The organism is Trinickia mobilis (assembly GCF_017315705.1).
In the GTDB taxonomy this organism is placed as follows: Bacteria; Pseudomonadota; Gammaproteobacteria; order Burkholderiales; family Burkholderiaceae; genus Trinickia_A; species Trinickia_A mobilis.
Genome location: NZ_JAFLRF010000011.1, coordinates 89,412 through 116,399 on the forward strand (window position 1 = coordinate 89,412; position 26,988 = coordinate 116,399).

23 protein-coding genes and 2 pseudogenes are annotated in these 26,988 nt (G+C 62.0%); 18 read left to right on the top strand and 7 right to left on the bottom strand.

Going from position 1 to position 26,988, the window contains the following annotated elements; genetic code table 11:
* The first annotated feature begins 5 nt into the window (after positions 1-5).
* The 12 genes from J3489_RS17180 to J3489_RS17235 all read left to right on the top strand — a co-directional run bounded on the left by J3489_RS17180 (position 6) and on the right by J3489_RS17235 (position 12,187).
* Entirely contained in the window at positions 6-1,127 is a 1,122-nt protein-coding gene (locus J3489_RS17180; protein ID WP_309491382.1) for an SLC13 family permease, read from the top strand.
* A 282-nt stretch (positions 1,128-1,409) separates the two neighbouring features.
* Positions 1,410-1,940 (top strand): ATP synthase subunit I, encoded by a 531-nt coding sequence (locus tag J3489_RS17185; protein WP_206999949.1) that lies wholly within the window; start codon positions 1,410-1,412, stop codon positions 1,938-1,940.
* A 123-nt stretch (positions 1,941-2,063) separates the two neighbouring features.
* Positions 2,064-2,915 (top strand): F0F1 ATP synthase subunit A, encoded by an 852-nt coding sequence (gene atpB, locus J3489_RS17190; protein ID WP_206999951.1) that lies wholly within the window; start codon positions 2,064-2,066, stop codon positions 2,913-2,915.
* Positions 2,916-2,991: 76 nt separating this feature from the next.
* Positions 2,992-3,261 (top strand): F0F1 ATP synthase subunit C, encoded by a 270-nt coding sequence (atpE, locus tag J3489_RS17195; RefSeq protein ID WP_007180033.1) that lies wholly within the window; start codon positions 2,992-2,994, stop codon positions 3,259-3,261.
* Positions 3,262-3,396: 135 nt separating this feature from the next.
* Positions 3,397-3,867: a F0F1 ATP synthase subunit B gene (locus J3489_RS17200; protein ID WP_206999953.1), complete on the top strand. Its 471-nt coding sequence runs from the start codon at positions 3,397-3,399 to the stop codon at positions 3,865-3,867.
* A 2-nt stretch (positions 3,868-3,869) separates the two neighbouring features.
* Positions 3,870-4,409 carry a F0F1 ATP synthase subunit delta gene (locus J3489_RS17205; protein WP_206999954.1) on the top strand — a complete coding sequence of 180 codons (540 nt, stop codon included), beginning with the start codon at positions 3,870-3,872 and terminating at the stop codon, positions 4,407-4,409.
* Positions 4,410-4,458: 49 nt separating this feature from the next.
* Positions 4,459-6,000 (top strand): F0F1 ATP synthase subunit alpha, encoded by a 1,542-nt coding sequence (atpA, locus tag J3489_RS17210; protein WP_206999955.1) that lies wholly within the window; start codon positions 4,459-4,461, stop codon positions 5,998-6,000.
* A gap of 96 nt (positions 6,001-6,096) precedes the next feature.
* Complete coding sequence (atpG, locus tag J3489_RS17215) at positions 6,097-6,975, top strand: F0F1 ATP synthase subunit gamma (RefSeq protein WP_206999956.1); 879 nt, start codon at positions 6,097-6,099, stop codon at positions 6,973-6,975.
* Positions 6,976-7,060: 85 nt separating this feature from the next.
* A complete protein-coding gene (gene atpD, locus J3489_RS17220; protein ID WP_206999957.1) occupies positions 7,061-8,455 on the top strand; it encodes a F0F1 ATP synthase subunit beta in 1,395 nt (464 codons plus the stop codon).
* A 154-nt stretch (positions 8,456-8,609) separates the two neighbouring features.
* Positions 8,610-9,035 carry a F0F1 ATP synthase subunit epsilon gene (locus J3489_RS17225; protein ID WP_206999958.1) on the top strand — a complete coding sequence of 142 codons (426 nt, stop codon included), beginning with the start codon at positions 8,610-8,612 and terminating at the stop codon, positions 9,033-9,035.
* A gap of 285 nt (positions 9,036-9,320) precedes the next feature.
* On the top strand, positions 9,321-11,051 hold the full coding sequence (locus J3489_RS17230; protein ID WP_206999959.1) for an AMP-binding protein: 1,731 nt from the start codon (positions 9,321-9,323) through the stop codon (positions 11,049-11,051).
* 557 nt (positions 11,052-11,608) lie between these two features.
* Positions 11,609-12,187 carry a CoA-binding protein gene (locus tag J3489_RS17235; protein ID WP_242540080.1) on the top strand — a complete coding sequence of 193 codons (579 nt, stop codon included), beginning with the start codon at positions 11,609-11,611 and terminating at the stop codon, positions 12,185-12,187.
* A 47-nt stretch (positions 12,188-12,234) separates the two neighbouring features.
* Here J3489_RS17235 and J3489_RS17240 read toward each other — a convergent pair whose 3' ends face one another.
* Positions 12,235-13,026 carry a transporter substrate-binding domain-containing protein gene (locus tag J3489_RS17240; protein WP_206999961.1) on the bottom strand — a complete coding sequence of 264 codons (792 nt, stop codon included), beginning with the start codon at positions 13,024-13,026 and terminating at the stop codon, positions 12,235-12,237.
* A gap of 176 nt (positions 13,027-13,202) precedes the next feature.
* Between J3489_RS17240 and J3489_RS17245 the strand changes: the two genes are divergently transcribed.
* The 3 genes from J3489_RS17245 to J3489_RS17255 all read left to right on the top strand — a co-directional run bounded on the left by J3489_RS17245 (position 13,203) and on the right by J3489_RS17255 (position 17,695).
* Complete coding sequence (locus J3489_RS17245; protein ID WP_206999962.1) at positions 13,203-13,655, top strand: Hsp20/alpha crystallin family protein; 453 nt, start codon at positions 13,203-13,205, stop codon at positions 13,653-13,655.
* A gap of 238 nt (positions 13,656-13,893) precedes the next feature.
* The gene (gene hemE / locus J3489_RS17250; RefSeq protein WP_206999964.1) at positions 13,894-14,982 is read left to right on the top strand and encodes a uroporphyrinogen decarboxylase; all 1,089 of its coding nucleotides are present in this window, start codon (positions 13,894-13,896) and stop codon (positions 14,980-14,982) included.
* Between the two features lie 451 nt (positions 14,983-15,433).
* Positions 15,434-17,695 carry a primosomal protein N' gene (locus J3489_RS17255; RefSeq protein ID WP_206999966.1) on the top strand — a complete coding sequence of 754 codons (2,262 nt, stop codon included), beginning with the start codon at positions 15,434-15,436 and terminating at the stop codon, positions 17,693-17,695.
* A 389-nt stretch (positions 17,696-18,084) separates the two neighbouring features.
* On the opposite strand, the gene J3489_RS17260 is transcribed toward J3489_RS17255, so the two are convergent.
* The gene (locus J3489_RS17260) at positions 18,085-18,270 is read right to left on the bottom strand and encodes a hypothetical protein (RefSeq protein WP_206999968.1); all 186 of its coding nucleotides are present in this window, start codon (positions 18,268-18,270) and stop codon (positions 18,085-18,087) included.
* Between the two features lie 288 nt (positions 18,271-18,558).
* On the opposite strand from J3489_RS17260, the gene putA reads away from it, so the two are divergent.
* Entirely contained in the window at positions 18,559-22,512 is a 3,954-nt protein-coding gene (putA, locus tag J3489_RS17265; RefSeq protein WP_206999970.1) for a trifunctional transcriptional regulator/proline dehydrogenase/L-glutamate gamma-semialdehyde dehydrogenase, read from the top strand.
* Between the two features lie 86 nt (positions 22,513-22,598).
* Positions 22,599-23,747, top strand: coding sequence for a branched-chain amino acid ABC transporter substrate-binding protein (locus J3489_RS17270; protein ID WP_206999972.1), 1,149 nt, complete (start codon positions 22,599-22,601; stop codon positions 23,745-23,747).
* Positions 23,748-24,252: 505 nt separating this feature from the next.
* Here the strand turns inward: J3489_RS17270 and J3489_RS17275 are convergent.
* From J3489_RS17275 to J3489_RS17295, 5 genes and pseudogenes are all read right to left on the bottom strand, one after another.
* Positions 24,253-24,567, bottom strand: a complete 315-nt coding sequence (locus J3489_RS17275; RefSeq protein ID WP_207000185.1) for a contact-dependent growth inhibition system immunity protein — start codon at positions 24,565-24,567, stop codon at positions 24,253-24,255.
* A gap of 111 nt (positions 24,568-24,678) precedes the next feature.
* Entirely contained in the window at positions 24,679-24,969 is a 291-nt protein-coding gene (locus J3489_RS17280; protein ID WP_206999974.1) for a contact-dependent growth inhibition system immunity protein, read from the bottom strand.
* 34 nt (positions 24,970-25,003) lie between these two features.
* Complete coding sequence (locus tag J3489_RS17285; protein ID WP_206999976.1) at positions 25,004-25,420, bottom strand: hypothetical protein; 417 nt, start codon at positions 25,418-25,420, stop codon at positions 25,004-25,006.
* Positions 25,421-25,528: 108 nt separating this feature from the next.
* The gene (locus J3489_RS17290; protein ID WP_206999977.1) at positions 25,529-25,819 is read right to left on the bottom strand and encodes a contact-dependent growth inhibition system immunity protein; all 291 of its coding nucleotides are present in this window, start codon (positions 25,817-25,819) and stop codon (positions 25,529-25,531) included.
* Between the two features lie 9 nt (positions 25,820-25,828).
* Positions 25,829-26,660, bottom strand: a pseudogene (locus tag J3489_RS17295) (RNase A-like domain-containing protein).
* Between the two features lie 91 nt (positions 26,661-26,751).
* On the opposite strand from J3489_RS17295, the pseudogene J3489_RS17300 reads away from it, so the two are divergent.
* Positions 26,752-26,988 (top strand): annotated as a pseudogene (locus J3489_RS17300) (branched-chain amino acid ABC transporter substrate-binding protein); the annotation flags it as partial.

Consider the following 26,988-nt stretch of genomic DNA (forward strand, 5'->3'; position numbering starts at 1 on the left):
GAAGCGTGCGCTTGAGTTGGCCGCGCAGGCTCCTCGCGCTCGTCGCGAAAGAGCCTGTACTGTCGCTGCTGCTGATCGCGCTCGCTTTTCTCCAAGCACTCCATCCGCGTCCCTGGACATCGCTCCCAGGGCTCGTCGACTGGCAGACGGTGCTGACCCTGGCAGGACTCCTGATTTTGACCAAGGCGCTCGAATTATCAGGAACCCTAACTTGGTTCGCGCATCGCGTCGTGCATCACGTTCACTCCGAGCGAGCGCTCGCGTATTGGCTCGTAACGTTGGCGGCCGCGCTCTCGACCGTCATGACCAACGATGTGGCGCTCTTCGTGGTCGTGCCGCTGGTGCTGTCGCTTCACGAACTGACGCCGTTGCCGTTAAAGCGCCTCGTCATCTTCGTCGCGCTGGCCGTCAACGCCGGGTCGGTCCTGACGCCGCTCGGAAATCCGCAGAACCTGTTTCTCTGGCAGATCAGCGGCGTTTCGTTCGGGGGCTTCGTGCGGGCGCTTGCACCGCTATGCGCTCTGCTGATGGCGATGCTGTACGCACTGACGACGGTCTCGTTCAAGGCTCGGCCGCTCGATCTTTCGCTAGATACCGCCGCGCATCCTGTCGATCGGGCGTTCGCCGGCGTTGCGTCCGTTCTGTTTGCTGCGTTCGTCCTGCTTGCGGATTCGCATCACGCCGGCATCGGACTCGTCGGCGTCGCATGCGGCTTTCTGATCTGGCGACGGGATGCCGTCCTGAAAATCGACTGGCTGCTGCTGCTGATTTTCGTTTTCATGTTCGTCGTTTTGCGCAGCGTTGCCGCACTGCCGTGGGTGCGCGAAACGATCGGGCACATCGGCATCGACACGCCGCTGCGCGCGTACGCAGCGGGGACGGTGCTGTCGCAAGGCATCAGCAACGTGCCGGCGGCAATCATGCTTGCCGAATTTACGAAGGACTGGCGCGCGCTCGCGTTTGGCGTCAGTGTCGGCGGTTTCGGAATCGCGATCGGCTCACTGGCGAATCTGATCGCCGTCAGACTCGCCAAGAGGCGCGGCATGTGGTCTCAGTTTCATTGCTTCTCGATTCCGTACTGGATCGTCGGCGGTATAGTCGGCGGGTGGCTCCTGTCTCATTTTTGACACGCTATAAACGAGATTTCGAGAGATCCGGTCACCCCGGCAAATCAACCCGATAAGCGTTCAACCCGCGCACTGCGCGGCCGCCTTACATTCGACGCGCCTGCCCCATAGACAGACTGTTTTCCGACCCCTTTCGGCGCCACCTTTCGCGGCGGGTCGTGACGCGCCTAAAGTCTTGAATCACCTGCAACTATCGCTTACAATCGCCCGGATTTATTAGCTAGGCAACCCCGTAAGCGTCATGAAAGACACGGGCCGAAATGGACTTTGCGGAACACTGCGATGGCGGGTCGAGCGCCGGATGACAGGCACGAAGAACACGCACAACGCGCAGCTTCCAAAGCGGCCGACGGTCAGCAGGAATGGGCTGACGATGCGTGGGATGCCGAGCAGCAAGATAAAAACATCGTTCCGCTCTCGCGGGCTGAAGCAGAGAAGCTGTTTGGTCCGAATGTGAGTCGTCCATCGCGCGTCACGCCTTTCAGGGTTGTGGTTGCGCAAATGGTTTTGTCCCTGGTTGCTACGCTGGTTTGGTGGCTGTTCTATACGCCGCCGGGCGCTGCTGCGCTGTCGGCGTTCCTGGGGGGAGCGATTTGCTGGGTGCCGAGCGCATTGTTCGCGGCACGTCTTAGAAAGCTGGGCGGCGGCGCAACCATCCTGAGCTGGATGATTGGCGAAGCGCTCAAGATGGGAGCGACAGTCGCGATGCTCGTGGCGGTCGCGTACTGGTATCACGACGTGCGCTGGTTGCCGCTGCTCGTGACTTATCTCATCGCGCTGAAGACGTACTGGATTGCGCTTGGCCTGCGCTGAGCTGGTTGAGTCCGATTAAGCGCACGATTATGAGATCGCTTGCGCTGACTCGTTCCCGCGACGCACTGTTGCGGCGGGCGCGAGCACGGGAAGATTTTCGACAATTTGGGTGGCAATAACGATATGGCAGCTAGCGAAGGAACGCGCGGTATGGATCCGTCCGAATACATCGCGCACCACTTGCAGAATTTCTCCACGTCGCACCAGACGTCGGTCGTCGACTTTCACGTGTGGAATCTCGACACGCTGTTCTGGTCAATCGTCTGCGGTCTCGTGACGATCCTCATCTTGCGTCTTGCAGCGCGCAAAGCGACACCCGGCGTACCTGGCCGCTTCCAGTGCGCAATCGAAATGCTCGTCGAGATGGTCGAGGACCAGTCGAAGGCGATCATCCACGGCAACCGTACCTTCATCGCACCGCTGGCGCTGTTTGTGTTCATCTGGGTCGTGCTGATGAACTCTCTCGACTTTCTCCCCGTCGACCTGCCGGGCCGCGTGATCGGCTGGCTGGGTCTGTCGGCGGTCATACCGCACCACCGCATCGTGCCGACGGCCGACCTGAACGGCACCTTCGGCATCGCGCTCGGCGTGTTCGTGCTGATGATCTACTACAACCTCAAGATCAAGGGTCCCAGCGGCTTCGCGCACGAACTGCTGTCGGCTCCGTTCGGCGCGCATCCGCTGCTGTGGATTCCGAACCTTGCATTGAACATCATCGAGTTCGTCGCCAAGACGGTTTCGCTCGCATTGCGGCTGTTCGGCAACATGTACGCGGGCGAACTGCTGTTCCTGCTGATCGCCCTGCTCGGCAGTATCTGGACTTTCGGCGCGGACACCTCGGTGCTCGGTTTCATCGGCCACGTGATCGCAGGCAGCGTCTGGGCAATCTTCCACATCCTGATTGTTCTTCTGCAAGCGTTCATTTTCATGATGCTGACGCTGGTGTACATCGGCCAGGCACATGACACGCACTAAGCGCGGTCCAGCAGTCATAGATTCGTTTTCGTTTCTTAAATCCCAGTTCTAAAAAGTCTTTTATAAAGGAGTGATCATGCAAGCTTTCATCGCCAACATCCAAGGTCTGACCGCCATCGGTATCGGCATCATCATCGGCCTGGGTGCAATCGGCGCCTGTATCGGTATCGGTCTGATGGGCGGCAAGTACATCGAAGCCTGCGCACGTCAGCCGGAACTGATGAACCCGCTGCAAACCAAGATGTTCCTCTTGGCTGGTCTGATCGACGCGGCGTTCCTGATCGGCGTTGGTGTGGCAATGCTGTTTGCGTTTGCGAACCCGCTCCTGTCGAAGCTGGCAGGCTGAGGTTCCTCGGAAGTTTGCGCCGTAACTCTTTTTAGACGGCGCGGGGCGGAACGGGTGCTGGGGCGCTGATCGAATGCATGTCGATGAGCGCCTTACCGTTTCACTTTCCGAAATAGCAACGTTTAAGGAAACACCGTGAATCTCAACGCAACCCTGTTTGCGCAAATGGTCGTGTTCCTGATCCTCGCGTGGTTCACGATGAAGTTCGTGTGGCCGCCGTTGGTCAACGCCCTCGATGAGCGTTCGAAGAAGATCGCCGAAGGCCTCGCCGCCGCCGAGAAGGGCAAATCGGAACTCGAAGCCGCGCATAAGCGTGTCGACCAGGAACTCGCTCAAGCACGCAACGACGGTCAGCAGCGCATCGCTGATGCCGAGAAGCGCGCACTCACCGTCGCCGACGAAATCAAGGCGAACGCTCAAGCCGAAGCCGCACGCATCATCGCGCAGGCGAAGGCCGACGCCGACCAGCAGATCGTCAAGGCACGCGATGCGCTGCGCGGCGAAGTCGCCACGCTGGCCGTGAAGGGCGCCGAGCAGATCCTGAAGCGCGAAGTCGATCAAAAGGCCCACGCCGAACTGCTGAATCAACTGAAAGCCGAGCTCTGATCATGGCCGAACTTGCAACCATTGCCCGTCCGTACGCAGAAGCGCTGTTTCGCGTAGCCGAAGGGGGTGACGCCGGCGCCTGGTCCACTCTCGTGCAGGAGCTGGCACAGGTTGCGCGTCTGCCCGAAGTGCTGTCGATCGCCGCGAGCCCGAAAGTGAGCCGCGCCCAGGTCAGCGATCTGCTGCTGGCCGCGGTCGAATCGCCGGTCAAGGACACCCCGCAGGCGAAGAATTTGGTGCAGATGCTGATCGACAATCATCGGCTTTCGCTGCTGCCCGAAATCGCCACGCAGTTCGAAGAACTGAAGAACGCTCGCGAGGGCGCGGCCGATGCGCTGATCGTCAGCGCATTCCCGCTCGAAGGCGAGCAGTTGAACGACCTCGTCGCAAGCCTCGAACGCAAGTTCAAGCGCAAGCTGAAACCGTCGGTTGAAGTCGACGCGTCGCTGATCGGCGGCGTGCGCGTGACGGTCGGCGACGAAGTGCTCGATACCTCGGTCCGCGCGCGGCTTGCCAGCATGCAGACGGCACTGACCGCCTGAAGCGCATACGCGGCTGGCACGCAACAGAATTGACTATCAGGAGCGAATAATGCAACTCAATCCCTCTGAGATCAGCGAGCTGATCAAGAGCCGGATCCAGGGCCTTGAAGCGAGCGCAGACGTTCGCAATCAAGGCACCGTGATCTCCGTGACCGACGGTATCGTGCGCATCCACGGCCTGTCGGAAGTGATGCAAGGCGAAATGCTCGAATTCCCGGGCAACACGTTCGGTCTCGCACTGAACCTCGAGCGCGACTCGGTCGGCGCCGTGATTCTGGGCGAATACGAGCACATCTCCGAAGGCGACATCGTCAAGACGACGGGCCGCATTCTCGAAGTGCCGGTGGGTCCGGAACTGGTCGGCCGCGTGGTCGACGCGCTCGGCAACCCGATCGACGGCAAGGGTCCGGTCAACGCAAAGCTGACCGACGCAATCGAAAAAATCGCCCCGGGCGTGATTTGGCGTAAGTCGGTGTCGCAGCCGGTGCAAACGGGTCTGAAGTCGATCGACTCGATGGTGCCGATCGGCCGCGGCCAGCGCGAGCTGATCATCGGCGACCGCCAGTGCGGCAAGACCGCAGTCGCTGTCGACACGATCATCAACCAGAAGGGCAAAGACCTCATCTGTATCTACGTCGCGATCGGCCAGAAGGCTTCGTCGATCATGAACGTGGTGCGCAAGCTCGAAGAAACGGGCGCGATGGCGTACACGATCGTCGTCGCTGCTTCGGCTTCCGAATCGGCTGCGATGCAATACCTCGCGCCGTACGCCGGCTGCACGATGGGCGAATACTTCCGCGACCGCGGGCAAGACGCGCTGATCATCTATGACGACTTGACCAAGCAAGCTTGGGCGTATCGTCAGATCTCGCTGCTGCTGCGCCGTCCGCCGGGCCGTGAAGCGTATCCGGGCGACGTGTTCTATCTGCACTCGCGTCTGCTGGAGCGTGCGGCTCGCGTCTCGGAAGAGTACGTCGAGAAGTTCACGAACGGCGAAGTGAAGGGCAAGAGCGGTTCGCTCACCGCACTGCCGGTCATCGAAACGCAAGCCGGCGACGTGACGGCGTTCGTTCCGACGAACGTGATCTCGATTACCGACGGCCAGATCTTCCTGGAAACCGACCTCTTCAACGCAGGCATCCGCCCGGCCATCAACGCCGGCGTGTCGGTGTCGCGTGTGGGCGGTGCGGCGCAGACGAAGGTCGTGAAGAAGCTCTCCGGCGGTATCCGTACCGACTTGGCGCAGTACCGTGAACTGGCAGCGTTCGCGCAGTTCGCATCGGACCTCGACGAAGCTACCCGCAGGCAGCTCGAGCGCGGCCGCCGCGTGACGGAACTGCTCAAGCAGCCGCAATACCAGCCGCTGCAAGTGTGGGAACTGGCTGTGTCGCTGTTCGCGGCCAACAACGGCTATCTCGACGACCTCGAAGTGAAGGACGTCCTGCCGTTCGAAAAGGGCCTGCGCGAATTCCTGAAGACGAGCCATGCCGACCTGGTCAAGCGCATCGAAGATACGAAGGACCTCTCGAAGGACGACGAGGGCGCGCTCCATGCCGCTCTGAAGGACTTCAAGAAGTCGGGCGCCTACTGATCCAGCGTGATCCGCTAGTCAAAAACGGATGTTGAAGCGGCGCGTACGGCGGATGTCGAGCCCGCGCCGCTTCGATCAAGGATCAAGGAGCAAGCAATGGCTGGAATGAAGGAAATTCGCGGCAAGATCAAGAGCGTCCAAAACACGCGCAAGATCACGAAAGCGATGGAGATGGTCGCCGCATCGAAGATGCGCCGCGCCCAGGAGCGCATGCGCTCTGCTCGTCCGTACGCCGAGAAAGTCCGCGATATCGCTGCGCACATGAGCCGCGCGAACCCCGAGTATCGCCACCCGTTCATGGTGGAGAACGAGGGCGCGAAGTCTGCGGGGCTCATCCTCGTCACGACCGACAAGGGCCTGTGCGGCGGCTTGAACACGAACGTGATGCGTGCGTCGCTCCAGAAGTTCAAGGAACTGGAAGGCAAAGGCCAGACGGTCGAAGCGACGGCAATCGGCAACAAGGGTTTCGGCTTCCTGAATCGCCTGCACGCGAAGGTCGTGTCGAACGTCGTGCAACTGGGCGATACGCCGCACCTCGAGAAGCTGATCGGCGCAGTGAAGGTTCAGCTCGACCTGTACTCGGAAGGCAAGATTTCGGCGGTGTACCTCGCGTACACGCGCTTCATCAACACGATGAAGCAGGAGCCGGTGATCGAGCAACTGCTGCCGCTGTCGGCCGAGCACTTCCAGCGGGAAGACAAGACGACGCCGAACTCGGCTTGGGACTACATCTACGAGCCGGATGCGCAGGCTGTCGTGGACGAGCTGCTGGTGCGTTACGTCGAAGCGCTCGTGTATCAGGCGGTGGCCGAGAACATGGCGTCGGAACAGTCGGCGCGGATGGTCGCGATGAAGGCCGCTTCGGATAACGCGAAGACGGTTATCAACGAGTTGCAGCTTTCGTACAACAAGAGCCGCCAGGCCGCGATTACGAAGGAACTGTCGGAAATCGTCGGCGGCGCCGCCGCGGTCTGATCGTCGCGATCGGCCGCAACGTAGCGAATAGCTCGGTAACTGCGCCCTTGCGCGAGTGAAGAATTGAGTATCTAAAGGAAAAGCGATGAGTACAACTGCTTTGGTAGAAGGCAAGATCGTACAGTGCATCGGCGCGGTGATCGACGTGGAATTCCCGCGCGCGAGCATGCCGAAGGTCTACGATGCCCTGATCCTCGAAGGCACGGAACTGACCCTCGAAGTTCAGCAGCAATTGGGCGACGGCGTCGTGCGCACGATTTGTTTGGGCGCGTCGGACGGCCTGCGCCGCGGCACCGTGGTGAAGAACACCGCGAAGCCGATCAGCGTGCCGGTCGGCAAGCCGACGCTCGGCCGCATCATGGACGTGCTCGGTCGTCCGATCGACGAGGCCGGTCCGATCACGAGCGAAACGACGCGCTCGATCCACCAGAAGGCTCCGGCGTTCGACGAGCTGTCGCCGTCGACCGAACTGCTCGAAACCGGCATCAAGGTGATCGACCTGATCTGCCCGTTCGCAAAGGGCGGCAAGGTGGGCCTGTTCGGCGGTGCTGGCGTGGGCAAGACCGTCAACATGATGGAGCTCATCAACAACATCGCTAAGGAACACGGCGGCTATTCCGTGTTTGCGGGCGTGGGCGAGCGGACCCGTGAAGGGAACGACTTCTACCACGAAATGAAGGACTCGAACGTTCTCGACAAAGTGGCGCTCGTGTACGGCCAGATGAACGAGCCGCCGGGCAACCGTCTGCGTGTGGCGCTGACCGGCCTGACGATGGCCGAGCACTTCCGTGACGAAGGCCTCGACGTGCTGTTTTTCGTCGACAACATCTACCGTTTCACGCTGGCCGGTACCGAAGTGTCGGCACTGCTCGGCCGGATGCCGTCGGCGGTGGGCTATCAGCCGACGCTGGCTGAAGAAATGGGCAAGCTGCAAGAGCGCATCACGTCGACCAAGACCGGGTCGATCACCTCGGTGCAGGCCGTGTACGTCCCTGCGGACGACTTGACCGATCCGTCGCCGGCTACGACCTTCGGCCACTTGGACGCAACCGTCGTACTCTCGCGTGACATCGCTTCGCTCGGTATCTACCCTGCGGTGGACCCGCTCGACTCGACGTCGCGCCAGATCGACCCGAACGTGATCGGCGAAGAGCACTACACGATCACGCGCCGCGTGCAGCAAACGCTGCAGCGCTACAAGGAACTGCGCGACATCATCGCGATTCTGGGCATGGACGAACTGTCGCCGGAAGACAAGCTGTCGGTGGCGCGCGCTCGCAAGATCCAGCGTTTCCTCTCGCAGCCGTTCCACGTCGCGGAAGTGTTCACGGGCTCGCCGGGCAAGTACGTGCCGCTGAAGGAAACGATCCGCGGCTTCAAGATGATCGTCGACGGCGAGTGTGACCACCTGCCGGAACAGGCGTTCTACATGGTCGGCACGATCGACGAAGCCTTCGAAAAGGCCAAGAAGATCCAGTAAAGGTCGGGTGTAACGCAGCGGGCGCTGGCCATCGGCGTGTCAATACGTGTGATGTATCGATACGCAGTGGCGACGCCCTCGTAATACGCTCAACCTGCCTTGCGTGGGACGAGAGTAAGCGCTAAAGCGCTAACACTCGTCGACAGGAGTCGATATGGCAACCATCAAAGTAGACGTCGTCAGCGCGGAAGAGCAGATCTTCTCGGGCCCGGCGAAATTCGTCGCGCTGCCGGGCGAGGCGGGCGAGCTCGGCATTCTGCCGGGCCACACGCCGCTCATCACTCGGATTCGTCCGGGTGCGGTGCGCATCGAGGCTGAGAACGGCGAAGAAGAGTTCGTGTTCGTCGCGGGCGGCATTCTCGAAGTGCAGCCCGGCGCGGTGACGGTGCTCGCCGACACGGCGATCCGCGGCGCGGACCTCGACGAGGCGAAGGCCGAGCAGGCTCGCAAACGCGCGGAAGAGGCGCTGCAAAACTCGGGTTCGAACCTCGAATACGCAACCGCGCAAGCGGAGCTCGCGTACGCGACGGCTCAACTCGCAGCGATCGAGCGTTTGCGCAAACTGCGCGGTCGTCGCTGACACGTTTTCTGTCGTAAGAAAAAAGCAGCCTTCGGGCTGCTTTTTTTTGTCGGCTGGAGTGAGTGCTTCAGCACTGACTCCGGCCCCATGCAGAGCACTAACTCGGGTCCCATGCAACGCTGTCTGCGCTTTTGCCGCGAATGCGCCGACTTGCGCAGAGGCAGAGGGCATCGACACGGGCGAGCGTATGCTGCGGGTAAGACTTGATGCCGCGCTGTCCTCCCCGGGTGGCAGAATGACGGCCAATAGCTATTCCAATAAAGCTTACCTCTGGCGGAGACAACCATGGCAACGCAGGCTCCAAGCGACGGCGCGCTGATCGCGCCGGTCGACGGTATTTCCTATGTGTGCGGTTCAACCGATATCCCGCTGTCGGAGGCGACGATCGGGCAGTTTCTGCGCGACACCGCGCAGCGCTTTCCAGATCGGCCGGCCGTTGTGTTTCGCGAGCAGGGCATTCGCTGGACTTGGCAGGAATTCGCCGACGAAATCGACGTCCTCGCGGCCGGCTTCGCGGCGCTTGGCATCGTCAAAGGGGATCGCGTTGGCATCTGGTCGCCGAATCGCGTCGAGTGGCTGCTGACGCAATTCGCGACGGCACGCATCGGCGCCGTGCTCGTCAACGTCAATCCCGCCTACCGGCTCGCCGAGCTCGAGTACGCGCTGAACAAGTCCGGCTGCAAGGCGATGGTTTGCGCGGAGCGCTTCAAGACGTCGATGTACGTCGAGATGCTTCAAGCGCTGGCACCGGAGCTCGCGCAGCAGTCGCCGGGCGGCCTGCATGCCGCGCGCCTGCCGGATCTGCGCGTCGTGATCCGGACTTGCGATACCGACACGGCCGGCATGCTGTGCTTCTCTGAACTGGTCGAAATGGGACGCGTTGCGCGCGAAACCACGCCGTTGGATGCACTCGACGCGACGTTATCGGCGGGTGACCCGATCAACATCCAGTTCACGAGCGGGACCACCGGCAACCCGAAGGGCGCGACACTCACGCATCGCAACGTCATCAACAACGCGCGCCATATCGCGATGGCGATGCGCTTGAGCGAAGCCGACTCGCTGTGCATTCCGGTGCCGCTGTATCACTGCTTCGGCATGGTGCTGGCGGTGCTCGCATGCGTGTCGGTCGGCGCGGCGATGGTGTTTCCCGGCGAAGCGTTCGATCCGGGCGCGACGCTCGCGGCGGTGTCGGAGGAGCGCTGCACCGCATTGCACGGCGTGCCGACGATGTTCATCACCGAGCTCGACCACCCGGCCTTCGAGACGTTCGATCTTACGTCGCTGCGCACCGGCATTATGGCCGGCGCCCCGTGCCCGATCGAAACGATGAAGCGCGTGATGTCGAGGATGCATCTGTCGGATATCACGATCGCCTACGGGATGACCGAGACGAGCCCGGTGTCGTTTCAAACCTCGACGGCCGACCCGGTCGAAAAACGCACGAGTACAGTCGGCCGCATTCAGCCGCATCTCGAGGCGAAGGTGGTCGATCCGTCCGGGCAAATCGTTCCGGTCGGCGAGACCGGCGAGCTGTGCGTGAAAGGCTATTCGGTGATGCTGGGCTATTGGGACGACGACGAGCGCACGCGCGAATCGATCGTCGACGGCTGGATGCGCACGGGCGATCTGGCGACGATCGACGCCGAAGGCTACTGCAACATTGTCGGCCGGCTAAAGGACATGCTGATTCGCGGTGGCGAAAATGTTTATCCACGCGAGATCGAGGAATTTCTATTTCGGCATCCGAAGATTCAGAGCGTCCAGGTGTTCGGCGTTCCCGATCCGAAACTCGGCGAGGAGATCTGCGCGTGGATCGTGCTGCGCCCTGGCGAATCGATGACCGTCGATGAAGTGACGGACTTCTGCCGCGGGCAGATCGCGCATTACAAGGTGCCGCGCTACATTCGTTTCGTCGACGACATGCCGATGACGGTAACAGGCAAAGTGCAAAAATTCGTCATGCGCGAACGAATGATCGACGAGTTGAAACTGTCGACTCCGCCGACCGCGTAAAGCACGCACGCGCCAAGCCCGGCAATTGCTCGACTTCGAAGGAAAGAGAGGGGTTGCCGTGCTGAATGTTCGCGGCACCGCATAAGGACCGAACACCTAAGTGTTCTGCGCAATTTGCAAAGGGAGAGGGCGAAAAAAAAGCGGGCCTAGAGCCCGCTAAAAACCACACGCTACGGGGTTAGCGCGAGGAGACCAATGTAGGAACCGACTGGATTGACGCATTGCGCCGATAACGGCTCCAGCAGGGATGCCCCGGGGAGGGATTCGGCGCGAGGCCGACCGGCTTGAGTGCATCGTATCCGCTCACACTTTGCACTGCCGCCACATCCGTGTTGAAACCGTTGAAGGGCATTGTGGGCGAATTGCTTTCAGGACGCGGTAACAAAGTGTTTCAGGTTGTAACGCCCGCCAGATAAGGCTTTCCGGGATATTTTGCCTTCTGCAAATGCTTAATAAGATATTCTTACCGATTTGAAAATGGGTCGCGACAGACCGGAGCGCATGAGCCGGTCATCATTTCAAGAAACGTCGCCGCGCGGCATGCGAGATCGCCGAACATGCAGCCGAATCCGCTCGATTGCAAGCCGATTGAGTTCGTGTCGCCGCGTGCTGAGACCCCCTATCTTTCCATCGACTTTTATACGATGAACGAGCGTGTAACTTTGCAGCCCATTCTGGAGCGCGATCGCGTGATCGCGGTGGTCGGTTTGTCGAATCGTCCGCATCGGCCGAGCTATTCGGTCGCCGCCTATATGCAGGCGCACGGATATCGGATCGTGCCGGTCAACCCCGCTTATGCAAACGATTCCGCCGGCGTGCTCGGGGAGCGTTGCTACGCGACGCTTGCCGATGCTGCACATGCGCTTGCCGACGAGGAAGTATCGATCGACATGGTCAACGTCTTCCGGCGCGCCGAGGCAGTGCTGCCAGTGGCCGCCGACGCGGTCGGGATCGGGGCGAAGTCGTTGTGGCTGCAATTGGGCGTCGTCAACGACGAGGCGGCGGCGCTCGCTGCGGCTGCGGGGCTCGATGTCGTGATGGATACGTGCGTGAAAGTCGAGCATGAACGTCTGTTCGGCGCGATGCATCGGGCACATGCGCCGGCCCCGCGCGTGCCGGGGCAGATGGTCGAATGAACCGATAGCCGCCACGAGAGGAATTGAATTGAGCGCCTCGCACCCCGTCACTTGAGCCACTTGTCCGAAATCGCCTGAAACTCGCCCGTTGCGCGCGAGAGGTGCAGCCACTGGTCGACGTACTGCTGAAACACGACATCGTCGCTCGGCACCATGTAGGCCTTTTCGCCGTATTGAAACGGCTTGTCCGGATGCACCGAGCAGAGTCCAGGGTTGATCTTTTGCTGGAGCAGCGTCTCCGATGCGTCGGTGACCATCACGTCGGCCTTGCCCGCGAGAATCTGCTTGAAGATCGTGACGTTATCCGGGTAGACGGTCAGCGCTGCGTGCGACAAATACTGCTTCGCGAAGCGCTCGTTGGTGCCGCCGGGATTGACGATCACGCGCGTCGACGGCTGGTCGATCTGTGCGGCCGTCCGATACTTCTCCACGTCGCCGCAACGCGCGATCGGCGTCTTGCCGTCGATCATGTAGGGCTGCGTGAAGAACGCCCGCTTCTGCCGTTCGAGCGACGTCGACACGCCCCCCACTGCGATATCGCACTTCGCGATGAAGTCGTTCATGAGGTTCGACCACGTCGTCTTCACGTATTCCGCTTTTACGCCGAGCGATTTCGCGAGCGACTCGGCCATGTCGATATCGATGCCTTCGAAGCTGCCGTCCGCGCGGTAGAACGAATACGGCTTGTAGTCGCCCGTTGTGCAGACGCGCAACGTGCCGCGGGCGGCGATGTGTTCCAGCCGGGACTGCGTCGACTGACTGGCGGCGCCGTTCGCCTGCGCAAACGCCGAGGCGGCGCAGGCAAAGCTCAACAGCAAGGCGAGTGCGGTTCTTTTCATCGGTCTTCTCGCGTGGGTTGGGTTTTGGGTTGGTCGATCATAGCGGAGCGTGCTGCCCCTTGAACATCGACGAGCACCCCCTATCTTTGTGTCATGGCGGAACGCTTTCCATTGAACGATGCGCGGCATGTCCGCGCGCCGCGTTTCCGCGTGTGTCCAATTCGAAGGAGCTCGAAATGTCGTCGCTGACCAGCCGTTCCATGTTTGAAGAACTATTCCGCGATTTTGCCCCCGGCTTCTATATCCGACCGGTGCACGGCCAGGTGCCGGGCGAAGCATCCCCCGGCATCGACGTGCGCACCGAAGTGCGCGAAGACGCGACCAGCTTCACGCTGCTCGCGGATCTGCCCGGCGTGAAGAAAGAAGACATCCAGGTGTCGATCGACGCGAACGTCGTGACGCTGTGTGCCGAGCTGAAGCGCGAACTTAACGTCGAAAACGGTGGCGGGGACGGTGCGAAGTTCCGTGTGCTGCGCAGCGAGCGGCAGTATGGTGCGATTTCGCGCAGCTACGCGCTGCCCAACGAGGTCGACGAGGCGAATGCCCGCGCCAAGTTCGAAAACGGCGTGCTGACGCTGACCCTGCCGAAGAAGGCCGCCGCCAAGGCACGCCAACTGACGGTCGAATAACGACCGGGCGTTGTCGAGGGCCTGTCGTTAGCGCGAATGGGTCGCAAAAAGCCGGTGTGGCGACGAGCCGCATCGGCTTCTTTATTCGTTTCCACAGTCCTGCAGCGCCGCGCCGGTGACGAAAGCCGCGAACAAAAGCGGCGCTGGCCCAGCCCGTTATTGCGCGTATCGCACACGAGCGCGCGAGCCTCCTCCGGTAGAATCGCTCTTTGCTCTACGCCTTTTCGTCGCCTCCACCGTGGCTCATACCCTTCTGAACGACACTTTCTTGCGCGCGCTTTTGCGCCAGCCGACCGACTACACGCCGATCTGGCTGATGCGTCAGGCGGGCCGCTATCTGCCGGAGTACAACGCCACGCGCAGCCGTGCCGGCAGCTTTCTCGGCCTGGCGAAGAACCCGGACTACGCGACCGAGGTCACGCTTCAACCGCTCGAGCGCTACCCGCTCGACGCCGCGATCCTCTTCTCCGACATCCTGACGATTCCCGACGCGATGGGCCTCGGTCTCGACTTCGCCGCTGGCGAAGGCCCGAAGTTCGCGCGCCCGGTCCGCACCGAGGCGGACATCGCGAAGCTGGCCGTGCCCGATATCGAGGCGACGCTGTCGTACGTGACCGATGCGGTGCGCGAAATCCGCCGCGCGCTGACCGACGCCGAAGGCCGCCAGCGCGTGCCGCTGATCGGCTTCTCGGGCAGCCCGTGGACGCTCGCGTGCTACATGGTCGAAGGCGGCGGCTCGGACGATTTCCGCACGGTCAAGTCGATGCTGTACGCGCGGCCGGAACTGATGCACCGCATTCTCGAGGTGAACGCCGGAGCGGTCGCCGCGTATCTGAACGCGCAGATCGAAGCGGGCGCGCAGGCCGTGATGATCTTCGACACCTGGGGCGGCGCGCTCGCTGACGGCGTCTACCAGCGTTTTTCTCTGCACTACATCGAGAAGGTGGTGGGTTGCTTGAAGCGCGAGCACGACGGCGCTCGCGTTCCGGTGATCACGTTCACGAAGGGCGGCGGCCTGTGGCTCGAGGAGATCGCGGCGACGGGCGTCGATGCCGTGGGCCTCGACTGGACGGTGAATCTCGGCCGCGCCCGTGAGCGCGTCGGCGCGCGTGTGGCGCTGCAAGGCAATATCGATCCGACCGTGCTGTTCGCGCCGCCGGCCACGATACGCGAGGAAGCGCGCAAAGTGCTCGACAGTTTCGGCGACCATCCTGGCCACGTCTTCAATCTCGGCCACGGCATCTCGCAGTTCACGCCGCCCGAGCATGTCGCCGAATTGGTCGACGAAGTACATCGCCATAGCCGCACGATTCGGGCTCGCGCGTAAATGTCGGCTTCATGACAATCCTTGCTGCAACGCATCAAAGTGGGCTCTCATCTTAAGGGGGAACCCGCGCGCAGCGCCGCGCCGTTTGGCTGTCTTGTGATTGTCAAGACTTGACTTATACACATTCCACACGTTGCGGCGCGGTAGAGCGATTTGTCGCTGGCATTGTGGCGAAAACTGTGCTTTAGGCAGTTCTCGGCCTTGACTGGCAAGGGTTTGACGGCATCCGGAATGAGTGTGCGATGGCCCACAGAATGGCGTCGCTGCGCCATTTCTGCGGTTTGCCGGGCGAGTTCTCAACAAAGTTATCCACAGGCTGGGCGGCAACCGGGCAATTCTTAATGAGAATCCAAAACTTAGCGGCGAATGTGATGTTTTACTTTAACTTCGCTTCGCGCGTCGCAGCCCAGCATTCGCGCCGACCGGCCCGCTCGTCGGGGCTCGCGCTAGCGTGAGCGGCGTGTTCGTCCGCGTCGCGCTCGATCATCCGCTGCCGACGCTGTTCGACTATCGCTGCGGGACTTCGGCGCAGCCCGCACCGGGCATGCTGGTGCAGGTGCCGTTTGGGAAGCGGCACGTGGTGGGGCTCGTCTGCGAAGTGACCGCTCACAGTGAGGTGCCTCCCGAGCGGCTGCGCGAAGTGGACGCGCTCTGCACCGCTTGTCCGCCGCTGTCCGCCGAGTGGCTCGCGCTCGCCACGTTCGCGGCGGAGTACTACCAGCGCGGTCTCGGCGAGGTGGCGCTGCCGGCGCTGCCGCAGGCGTTGCGCGATGCTTCGCGCTGGGCGCGGCTCTTCGCGCCGGAGGAGCGCTACCGGCTGACGCCCGCCGGCCGTGCCGCGTTGCCCGACGCGCTGCCCGCGCGTGCGAGCGCGCTGCGGCGGCTGGCCGAAGCGCTTGCGGCTGCGGAATCGATCGATGCCGCCGAGGCTCGCGCGATTCATCCGAAGGCAATCGCGACCCTCGCAGGATGGCAGGCCGACGGCTGGATCGACCATCAGGTAATCGACGCGGCCGTGGCGCGCGACATACCGCGCTCCGCAAACGGCCAATCGCCCGATGCACTTCCTGTCCGCCGCCCGACGCTCACCGACGAGCAAGGCCAGGCGGTCGAGGCAATCGGCGCGGCCGACGGCTTTGCGCCGTTCCTGCTGCACGGCGTGACGGGCAGTGGCAAGACCGAGGTCTATCTGCACGCGCTCGCCGCGCTGCTCGAGGCGCGCCCCGATGCGCAAGCGCTCGTGCTCGTCCCCGAAATCAATCTGACGCCCCAGTTCGAAGCCGCGTTTCGCGCGCGTTTCACGGCATTCCCCGACGATGCGATCGTGACGCTGCATAGCGGCCTCGCCGAGGGCGAGCGCGCGCGCAACTGGTTCGCGGCGCACCTCGGGCACGCGCGCATCGTGCTCGGCACGCGGCTCGCGGTGCTGGCGTCGCTGCCGAAGCTCGCGTTGATCGTCGTCGACGAGGAGCACGATCCGGCCTACAAGCAGCAGGAAGGGTTGCGCTATTCGGCGCGCGATCTCGCCGTCTGGCGGGCGAAGCAGCTTGCGCTACCGGTCGTGCTCGGGTCGGCCACGCCGTCGCTCGAAAGCTGGTGGCAGGCCGATCAGGGCCGCTACAAGCGGCTCACGCTCGCGCGCCGGGCGGTCGCCGATGCGGCGCTGCCGGCCGTCCGGCTGATCGATCTCGAAGAGGAGCGGCGGCGTGGACGGGCGTCGGTCGAAGGTTTGTCGGGGCCGCTGATCGCCGCGCTCAAGAGCCGGCTGGAGCGCGGCGAGCAGAGCCTCGTGTTCCTCAACCGTCGCGGCTACGCGCCGGTGCTGTCGTGCGACGCCTGCGGCTGGGTGGCCGGTTGCCCGCGCTGCAGCGCGTATGTCGTGCTGCACAAGCCCGAGCGCGCACTGCGCTGCCATCATTGCGGCTGGGAAGCGCGCATTCCGCGCTCGTGTCCGGATTGCGGCAACGTCGATATCGCGCCGCTCGGACGCGGCACGCAGCGCGTCGAGGAGACGCTCGCCGCTGCGGTGCCGGGCGCGCGCGTGCTGCGCATCGACGCGGACAGCACGCGCCGCAAGGGCAGCGCGCAGGCGCTGTTTTCGGACGTGCATGCGGGCGAGGTCGATGTCCTCGTCGGCACGCAGATGATCGCAAAAGGACACGATTTCCAGCGCGTGTCGCTCGTCGGGGTGCTGAACGCGGATACCGCGCTGTTCTCACACGATTTCCGCGCGAGCGAGCGGCTTTTCGCGCAGCTGATGCAGGTGAGCGGCCGGGCGGGGCGGGCCGGCCTGCCGGGTGAAGTGCTTGTGCAGACGCGCTATCCGCGTCACGCGCTCTATCACGCGCTCGGGCGCCACGATTACGTCGGCTTCGCCAATTCGACGCTTTCCGAGCGGCGCGACGCGCATTTGCCGCCGTTCGTCTATCAGGCGCTGTTGCGCGCCGAGGGGCGCACGCTCGACGCGGCGCTCGCGTTCCTGCAGCAAGCCGCCGCCGCGCTCGCCGAGATTCCTGCGGCGGAGCGCGTCACCGTCTACGACGCGGTGCCGATGACGATCGTCAAGGTCGCGAACGTCCATCGCGCGCAGCTTCTGCTCGAAAGCGCATCGCGCGCGGCACTGCAGGGCACGCTGCGCGCGTGGCAGCCGGCGTTGCGCTCGCTGAAGGGCGTGCTGCGCTGGAGCGTCGAAGTCGATCCGCTCGATATCTAGGGCGCCCGGTTTCCGCCAAATCCCTTCTTCTTGTTGTATTCAAGCCGTTTTCAGGGCTGCACGGCGGGCGTTGACGGTCAATATCGCAGTCGGCTACGCGCTGTCCGCGCACGTGTTCGCACCCTATTGGCATAGCCCGGGGCAGGTGGCATGAGCGGTCTTGCACGGGCCGGCGTCGGCCTGCGTCCCCGTTGTTGCGGCTGCCGGTACCGCGCGGACAATCGGCAATCTCTCGAGCAAAGCATTTCGGGCCTCGCTGTTTTTGGTTCGGGGTTGGGTGCGAGTGTCGCCGATAGTCGTCTGTGCCGTTTGCACGACCAGCGGGTCTCTCCCGACGATACGTGCGCTCAGTTCTCCCCGCTACTCGCGCACTTCACGCTTTCTTCCGGTCAGGTTCCCTTCGGTTCTGCGGACGATTGGGGCTGCTTCTCGAGCGCCGCCTTGCGGCGCCGTTCTGCGCGCGAGCGCGCCATGGCCAGGGCGCGGCTATGCGCCGGCGATGCGCCGCGCACGAAAAGTACGAGGCACGCGACGGACATCGCCCAGATGCTGCCGATCACAATCCACTTCTCCATTTGCTTCTCCTTTCGTGCTGCGCACAGTGCGCTAACCCCCGTTCCCGGGTTAACGGCACGGTTTTGCCCACGAAGAGGGCGATGATAACGATTTCCGCTCAGGGAAAATACCGAGCGCAACCCTAACAGCCCCAGCCCGGGCCATGTCCCGGGAAACCTTGTCGCCAAAGGCTCTGCGCTGGGTGCAACCGTGTCATATATTTGGTTGCACCTTTTTATTTGAAGGCGTACGATTCCGCCAACTTTTTGGTCATTCGCCGGCATCCCGGGCCGGCAAACGAAGGAAATATGGCTAGCACCACCTTAGGCGTCAAAGTCGACGATATCCTCCGCTCGCGGCTCAAAGATGCTGCGGCGCGTCTGGAACGCACCCCCCACTGGCTCATCAAGCAGGCGATCTTTGCCTACCTCGAGAAGATCGAGCATGGCCAGTTGCCCGCCGAGCTGTCCGGCCACACCGGCACGGCCGATTTCGCCGACGGCGCCTCGGGCGACGCCGACGAAGACGGCGCACCGCACCCGTTCCTCGATTTCGCGCAGAACGTGCAGCCGCAATCGGTGCTGCGCGCGGCGATCACGGCCGCGTACCGCCGGCCGGAGCCCGAGTGCGTGCCGTTCCTGCTCGGCCAGGCGCGCCTGCCCGCGAATCTTGCCGGCGACGTGGAGACCATGGCGACCAAACTCGTCGAAAACTTGCGCGCGAAGCGCACGGGCGGCGGCGTCGAAGGGCTGATCCACGAGTTCTCGCTGTCGAGCCAGGAAGGCGTCGCGCTGATGTGCCTCGCCGAAGCGCTCCTGCGCATTCCCGATCGCGCCACGCGTGACGCGCTGATTCGCGACAAGATCAGCAAGGGCGACTGGAAATCGCACGTCGGCCACGCGCCGTCGCTGTTCGTGAACGCGGCCACCTGGGGCCTCATGATCACCGGCAAGCTCGTGACGACCAACAGTGAAGCGGGCCTGTCGTCGGCGCTGACGCGCTTGATCGGCAGGGGCGGCGAGCCGTTGATCAGAAAGGGCGTCGATATGGCGATGCGCCTGATGGGCGAGCAGTTCGTCACCGGCGAAAACATTTCCGAAGCGCTCGCGAACAGCCGCAAGTACGAAGCGCGCGGTTTCCGCTATTCGTACGACATGCTCGGCGAAGCGGCGACGACCGAAGAGGACGCGCAGCGCTACTACGCGTCGTACGAGCAGGCGATCCACGCGATCGGCAAGGCGGCGGGCGGGCGCGGCATCTACGAAGGCCCGGGCATCTCGATCAAGCTGTCGGCGCTGCATGCGCGCTACTCGCGCTCGCAGCAGGAGCGCACGATGAGCGAGCTGCTGCCGCGCGTTCGCACGCTCGCGATCCTCGCGCGCCGCTATGACATCGGCCTCAACATCGACGCCGAAGAAGCCGACCGCCTCGAACTGTCGCTCGATCTGCTCGAAGCGCTGTGCTTCGATCCGGAGCTGGCGGGCTGGAACGGCATCGGCTTCGTCGTGCAGGCCTATCAGAAGCGCTGCCCGTTCGTGATCGACTATGTGATCGATCTTGCGCGCCGCAGCCGCCATCGCGTGATGGTGCGGCTCGTGAAGGGCGCGTACTGGGACAGCGAAATCAAGCGCGCGCAGTTGGACGGCCTCGAAGGCTATCCGGTCTACACGCGCAAGATCTACACCGACGTGTCGTACCTTGCGTGCGCGAAGAAGCTGCTCGGCGCGCCCGACGCCGTCTATCCGCAGTTCGCGACGCACAACGCGCACACGCTGTCGGCGATCTATCACCTCGCGGGGCAGAACTACTACCCCGGCCAATACGAATTCCAGTGCCTGCACGGCATGGGCGAGCCGCTCTACGAAGAAGTGACCGGCCGCGACAAGCTGAATCGTCCGTGCCGCGTCTACGCGCCGGTCGGCACGCACGAAACGCTGCTTGCCTACCTCGTGCGACGCCTGCTCGAGAACGGCGCGAACACGTCGTTCGTGAACCGCATCGCCGATGAGAGCGTGCCGGTCAAGGAGCTCGTCGCCGATCCGGTCGAGGAAGCGTCGAAGATCACGCCGCTCGGCGCGCCGCACGCGAAGATCCCGCTGCCGCGCAATCTGTATGGTGCCGAACGCCTCAATTCGATGGGGCTCGATTTGTCGAACGAGCATCGGCTCGCGTCGCTGTCGTCGGCGTTGCTTGCGAGCGCGCATCACTCGTGGCGCGCCGCGCCGATGCTCGAGCACGACGAGATCGTCGCCGGCACCGCTTCCGGCGCCGAGGGCGCGCGAAACGTGCGCAATCCGGCCGATCATCGCGACCTCGTCGGCACGGTCGTCGAAGCGACCTCCGAGCACGTGAGCGCCGCACTCGCGAACGCCGTGGCCGCCGCGCCGATCTGGCAGGCGACGCCGGTCGAAGCGCGCGCCGATTGCCTCGCGCGCGCGGCCGATCTGCTCGAAGCGCAGATGCATACGCTCATGGGCCTCGTGGTGCGCGAAGCGGGCAAGTCGCTGCCGAACTCGGTCGCCGAGATTCGCGAGGCGATCGACTTCCTGCGCTACTACTCGACGCAGATCCGCAACGAGTTTTCGAACGACACGCACCGGCCGCTGGGCCCGGTGGTCTGCATCAGCCCGTGGAACTTCCCGCTCGCGATCTTCATGGGCCAAGTCGCTGCGGCGCTCGCCGCCGGCAACACGGTGATCGCGAAGCCGGCCGAGCAGACGCCGCTGATCGCCGCGCAAGCCGTACGCATCCTGCGCGAAGCCGGCGTGCCGGCAGGCGCGGTGCAACTGCTGCCGGGCAACGGCGAAACGGTGGGCGCGGCGCTCGTCGCCGACCATCGCACGCGCGCCGTGATGTTCACGGGCTCGACCGAAGTCGCGCGCCTCATCAACAAGACCTTGGCCGAACGCCTCGACGCCGACGGCAAGCCGATTCCGCTGATCGCCGAGACGGGCGGGCAGAACGCGATGATCGTCGATTCGTCGGCGCTCGCGGAGCAGGTGGTCGCGGACGTGCTGCAGTCGTCGTTCGACTCGGCCGGCCAGCGCTGCTCCGCGCTGCGCGTGCTGTGCCTGCAGGACGACGTCGCCGACCGCACCCTGACGATGTTGAAGGGCGCGATGCGCGAGCTGGCGATGGGCAACCCGGATCGTCTTTCGATCGACGTCGGCCCGGTGATCGACGCCGAAGCGAAGCGCACGATCGATACGCACGTCGCCGCGTTGCGCGAGAAGGGCCGCACGGTCACGCAGCTGCCGGTGCCCGAGACCTGCGCGCAAGGCACGTTCGTGCCGCCGACGCTCGTCGAGCTCGACAGCATCGACGAGCTCAAGCGCGAAGTGTTCGGCCCGGTGCTGCACGTGATCCGCTATCGCAGGAGCGGTCTCGACAAGCTGCTCGAGCAGATCAAGGCGACCGGCTACGGGCTCACGCTCGGCATCCACACGCGCATCGACGAGACGATCGCGCACGTGATCGGCCGCGCGCACGTCGGCAACATCTATGTGAACCGCAACGTGATCGGCGCGGTGGTCGGCGTGCAGCCGTTCGGCGGCGAAGGCTTGTCGGGCACGGGGCCGAAGGCGGGCGGCGCGCTCTATCTGCAGCGTCTGCTCGCGAAGCGTCCGGCGGGGCTGCCGAAGTCGCTGGCGGCGTCGCTCGTGGTCGATTCGGCCGCAGCCGACGGCAACGGCAACGGCTCGTCGCCCAGCGCCGCGCTCACCGCGCTGCGCGACTGGCTGATCGCCGAGCGCGAGCCGGCGCTGGCTGCGCGCTGCGACGGCTACCTGTCGCACGTGCTGGCTGGCGCGACCGCGGTGCTGCCCGGACCGACCGGCGAGCGCAACACGTATACGCTCGGCGCGCGCGGTACGGTATCCTGCGTGCCCACGACGGCAAGCGGCGCTCGCGCGCAGTTCGCGGCGGTGCTGGCGACGGGCAACCGCGCGCTGTTCTCGGGCCCGGCGGGCGAGGAGCTGGTCGCGGCGCTTCCCGCGTCGCTCAAGGCGTACGCGAGCGTCAAGAAGACCGGTGAGGGCGACTTCGACGCCGTGCTCTTCGAAGGCGACAGCGACGAGCTGCTCGCCGTCGTGAAGGAAGTCGCGAAGCGCCCCGGGCCGATCGTCTCGGTGCAGGGCGTGGCGGCGGGTTCGCTCGAAAACGGCGACGAAGACTACGCGCTCGAGCGCTTGCTGACCGAGCGTTCGGTCAGCGTGAACACGGCCGCGGCTGGCGGCAATGCGAATTTGATGACGATCGGCTGAGCGACCCTCGCGGATCGATTCAAAAAACGAAGCGGCAAGGCGACCCCGAAGCCGCACCAACACTACCTTGGTATCTAGGAGAAGCTATGCAACACACGATGAAACAGCTGGCAGGCGCGACGCTGGTTGCCGCACTGTCGCTGGCGGGGACGGCGCAAGCGCAACAAGCCGACGAAGTGAAGATCGGCTTTGCTGGTCCGATGACCGGCGCGCAAGCGCACTACGGGGCAGATTTCAAGAACGGCATCACGCTCGCGATCGAAGACATCAACGCGACGAAGCCGGTGATCGCCGGCAAGCCGGTCAAGTTCGTGCTCGATGCAGCCGACGACCAGGCCGACCCGCGCACGGGCACGACCGTCGCTCAGAAGCTGGTCGACGACGGCATCAAGGGCATGCTCGGCCACTTCAACTCGGGCACGACGATTCCGGCATCGCGCATCTACGCGAACGCGGGCATCCCCGAAATCGCCATGGCGACGGCGCCTGATTACACGCAGCAAGGCTTCAAGACCACGTTCCGCATGATGACCTCCGACACGCAGCAAGGCTCGGTGGCCGGTGCGTTCGCGGTCAAGGACCTTGGCATGAAGAAGATCGCGATCGTCGACGACCGCACGGCCTACGGCCAGGGTCTCGCCGACCAGTTCGAGAAGGCCGCGAAGGCCTCGGGCGCGACGATCGTCGACCGCGAGTTCACGAACGACAAGGCGGTCGACTTCAAGGCGATTCTGACGAAGCTGAAGGCCTCGAACCCGGATCTGATCTACTACGGCGGCGCGGATTCGCAAGCGGGCCCGATGGTCAAGCAGATGAAGACGCTGGGCATGAAGGCTTCGCTGATGGGCGGCGAAATGGTCCACACGCCGACGTTCCTGCAAGTTGCGGGCAACGCGGCGAACGGCACGATCGCTTCGCTCGCCGGCCTGCCGCTGGAAGACATGCCGGGCGGCAAGGACTACGTCGCGAAGTACAAGAAGCGCTTCAACGAAGACGTGCAGACGTACTCGCCGTACGCCTACGACGGCGCGATGGCAATGTTCTCGGCGATGAAGAAGGCGAACTCGACCGACCCGGCGAAGTACCTGCCGGTGCTGGCGCAGACCGACATGCCGGCTGTGACGACGACGCACCTCTCGTATGACACGAAGGGCGACTTGAAGAACGGCGGCATCACGATGTACAAGGTCGTCGACGGCAAGTGGACGCCGCTGCAGAGCGTTGGCGGGAAGTAATGGCTGGCGCAGTTCGAGTGTTGTAACGCGACGCGTGTCGGCCGCGCGTTGCGTGAACATGAGAAAAACCCCGTGGGTGGATGCGCTCACGGGGTTTTGCATTTTTTGGTGCTGCGCTGAGTGTGAAAGTTGGTGATGCGATCAACTACACTTGGAGCAGCCTTTTTAGTCCGTCTTTATATGGGTACCACCCGTTTGCCAAGGTGGCCTGCGCCACGGCCGCTTGGTTTGGATGCTTACGGGTCAGCAAATGCTCCAGCCGGTAGGCTTCGCGGATTGTTCGGCTGACTACTTCGTCCTAAACCCTGTGGCAGGTCACTCGGGCCGCAGCTTCAAGCCGTGCCGTACCGCGGCCTTCACCAGATGTCCGCGACACCGTTCCAACAACCGCGAATCAGTTGGATGGGCGATCGCCTGCTTCCTGCAATTCCATTAACCGCTTTACGGCCTGAAAGCCTTGTCACATAAGGCTCTTGGGATTGTTCAGGGCAGACTTTTTAATTCATCAAGAAATGAATCGGCTGTGATTTGCTGCTTGCAGCAGCCGTGTTAATTCATCAAGAAACGATGTCGTGGTATGACCCCACGGCACAGGGCAAAACTCATGGCCGTACATCGCATCGAATGCCTCGTCCACATCAGTTAGATGCGCTTTCTTAAATGTATCGATTTCAACAAGCATCGATTTTTGATCCTCCGTCGGGCTATTTTTTTTGTAACAGTCAATAATATCCCGAAGTGAGTCGCCCCAAATATCAAAATCCTGATTTAGATAAACGCCGAATAAATGATTTAACTCGGGGTATCCAGGAGTCTTCAGGAATGTCGCTCAGTTCTGCGTGAACATGGGAAAAACCCCGTAGGCGGTGACGCCCCACGGGGTTTGCATTTTTGGTGCTCCGCTGAATGTTAAAATTGGTGGCGCGGCCGACTACTCTTGAAGCAGTCTTTTTAGTTCGTCAAGAAATGAGTCGGCGTTGTAACCCCATAGCTCGGGGTCAAATTGTGTCCCAAACTCGCGCTTGAAAACCAAGTCCATGTTGTTAAAGTTGTCCTTCCGAAATTGTTCGATCTCCCGCATTATTAAATTCTGAGTGACGACACTTATTTCTTGTCTATAACATCGAACTATCTCCTCGACATTGCTCCCCCACATGTCAAAGTCTTCATTGAAGTATCCGCGAATGAGCTGCCAAAGTTCTGGATATCGAGATTCGATCATGATGATTTAAATTCCGAAATGTGCCGTCCGAGAATCAGTCTTCGTCCTCAAACCAAATGCAAAAATATCTTCCGTCGTCACCGGATACAATAATCCCGGAATCGAACGTCGACTCCGTAAGCTGAGACCATTCATCCGATTCGGCGCAGTCCTTGTTGGAAAAATAACGGCTCGTGGTTGATTCATTTTCCGATATTATTTTCCTCGCGGTGGATTCAGCCAATTCTCTTGGCATGCATTCGGTTTGATAGGCTTGTCCCTTCCATATCAATTTTGAAAGGATGGAAATGGCGCTTTCACGACTCTGCTCCACAAGCAATGATTTGTCGGGTTTCAATCCAAATCTGGATAAAACACGCGACATATCATCTGAATAGTCCGTGACTAGAGAGAATTTAATTTCGCCGATGCATTTTTTGAAGCAAAAATTCATTGTGGAAATCATTTTCAATGTCGCTCAGTTCCGCGTCAACGTGGGAAAATCCCCATGGGCGATTACATCCCACGGGATTTGCGTTTTTAGTGCTCCGCTGAATGTTAGAGTTGGTGGCGCGGCCAACTACTCTTGTAGCAACCTTTTCAATTCTTCAAGAAATGAATCGGTGGTGTAACCCCACGGCACAGGCCAAAATTCGTGGCCGTACATCGCATCGAATGCCTCATCCAGATCAGTTGGATGCGCTTTCTTAAATGTATCGATTTCAATAAGCATCGATTTTTGATCTTCTGTCGGGCTATTCCTTTTATAACAATCAATAATATCTCGCAACGAGTCGCCCCATATATCAAAATCCTGATTTAGATAAACACCGAATAAGTGATTTAGCTCGGGGTATCCGGGAGTCTTCATCGCCCAACCTCAGAATAAGTAAGCCGTAAGAACATAATAGGGCATTCCATTGTATGTCTCAAATTTCAACACGACATGCACAACACTCATCTCGGTAAGTCTCCCTGTTTTTCTTGGTATCCCGTAGCCAATAATCTCTCCGACATCTCTGGTTAATTCGAGCGGCTTACTTCGTGCATTTGATTGTGCCCATGCCTTAATGCGCATTGCGTCCAATCGCATTACTTTCGAAATTCCCCACTCCGCAGACTGGATATTTTTGAAAGATGAGACCGTTTGCCGCCTTGGCTCCAATCGCAGCCGTTCTCGCAATTGAGCCTCAGTTCGCCCAACATGTTTTAGAAACGTATGCCCGCCCGGTCCCTTTAGTTTTTGCCTCATGCTTCATCAACTCGATCCGGCCCATCGTGACGCTGGCGACACGCACTGCCTTCACCATCCCCGCAACGCCAAACGACACGCCGATATCCACCGACAAGCCGATATGGTTCGCCATCTCCGGCGGTGCCTTCAGCGTCTCGGCCAACTTGGTCGTGCCCTGCTGAACCAGCGTAGTCGTATCCCGCCCCGTCCAGACTTGACGGATCCCCGTCGCAGCCGTATCCGAACCATGCACGCCGAATACGATGCATCCTGCCTTGCTTAACATCGTCGGTTCCGGCATCACACAGAGTACGCTCGCGCCGGCCATTTCCAGTACCCCGCCGACGATTTGCAAGCCGCCCCATAGCCGGTTGGTCAGCGTCTCCGTTCGACTGATCGATTTCCCCGACACGACCGCCGCCAACTGCGCGGGGCTCATCACGACCCGCACGCCATCCGTATCATTGATTTGAGCCATCGTGGATCTCCTCCTCGGAAAGAAGGGGTCGATCCTAACACGCTGATTACATTGCATTTTTTTGAGATGACTCGATGTTGTCCTTTCGCAAAACAGTCTCCCGCTGGAAGACATGCCGGGCGGCAAGGACTACGTCGCGAAGTACAAGAAGCGCTTCAACGAAGACGTGCAGACGTACTCGCCGTACGCCTACGACGGCGCGATGGCGATGTGCTCGGCGATGAAGAAGGCGAACTCGACCGACCCGGCGACGTACCTGCCGGTGCTGGCGCAGACCGACATGCCGGCTGTGACGACGACGCACCTCTCGTATGACACGAAGGGCGAC

Bases quoted from the DNA above. Each gene is read 5' to 3' on its own strand.
- putA (WP_206999970.1), top strand. From the start codon at position 18,559: ATGGCTAGCACCACCTTAGGCGTCAAAGTCGACGATATCCTCCGCTCG.
- J3489_RS17230 (WP_206999959.1), top strand. From the start codon at position 9,321: ATGGCAACGCAGGCTCCAAGCGACGGCGCGCTGATCGCGCCGGTCGAC.
- atpA (WP_206999955.1), top strand. From the start codon at position 4,459: ATGCAACTCAATCCCTCTGAGATCAGCGAGCTGATCAAGAGCCGGATC.
- J3489_RS17260 (WP_206999968.1), bottom strand. From the start codon at position 18,270: ATGGAGAAGTGGATTGTGATCGGCAGCATCTGGGCGATGTCCGTCGCG.
- atpG (WP_206999956.1), top strand. From the start codon at position 6,097: ATGGCTGGAATGAAGGAAATTCGCGGCAAGATCAAGAGCGTCCAAAAC.
- J3489_RS17235 (WP_242540080.1), top strand. From the start codon at position 11,609: ATGCAGCCGAATCCGCTCGATTGCAAGCCGATTGAGTTCGTGTCGCCG.
- J3489_RS17270 (WP_206999972.1), top strand. From the start codon at position 22,599: ATGCAACACACGATGAAACAGCTGGCAGGCGCGACGCTGGTTGCCGCA.
- J3489_RS17290 (WP_206999977.1), bottom strand. From the start codon at position 25,819: ATGAAGACTCCCGGATACCCCGAGCTAAATCACTTATTCGGTGTTTAT.
- atpB (WP_206999951.1), top strand. From the start codon at position 2,064: ATGGCAGCTAGCGAAGGAACGCGCGGTATGGATCCGTCCGAATACATC.
- atpD (WP_206999957.1), top strand. From the start codon at position 7,061: ATGAGTACAACTGCTTTGGTAGAAGGCAAGATCGTACAGTGCATCGGC.
- atpE (WP_007180033.1), top strand. From the start codon at position 2,992: ATGCAAGCTTTCATCGCCAACATCCAAGGTCTGACCGCCATCGGTATC.
- J3489_RS17280 (WP_206999974.1), bottom strand. From the start codon at position 24,969: ATGATCGAATCTCGATATCCAGAACTTTGGCAGCTCATTCGCGGATAC.
- J3489_RS17185 (WP_206999949.1), top strand. From the start codon at position 1,410: ATGGCGGGTCGAGCGCCGGATGACAGGCACGAAGAACACGCACAACGC.
- J3489_RS17205 (WP_206999954.1), top strand. From the start codon at position 3,870: ATGGCCGAACTTGCAACCATTGCCCGTCCGTACGCAGAAGCGCTGTTT.
- J3489_RS17225 (WP_206999958.1), top strand. From the start codon at position 8,610: ATGGCAACCATCAAAGTAGACGTCGTCAGCGCGGAAGAGCAGATCTTC.
- J3489_RS17240 (WP_206999961.1), bottom strand. From the start codon at position 13,026: ATGAAAAGAACCGCACTCGCCTTGCTGTTGAGCTTTGCCTGCGCCGCC.
- J3489_RS17245 (WP_206999962.1), top strand. From the start codon at position 13,203: ATGTCGTCGCTGACCAGCCGTTCCATGTTTGAAGAACTATTCCGCGAT.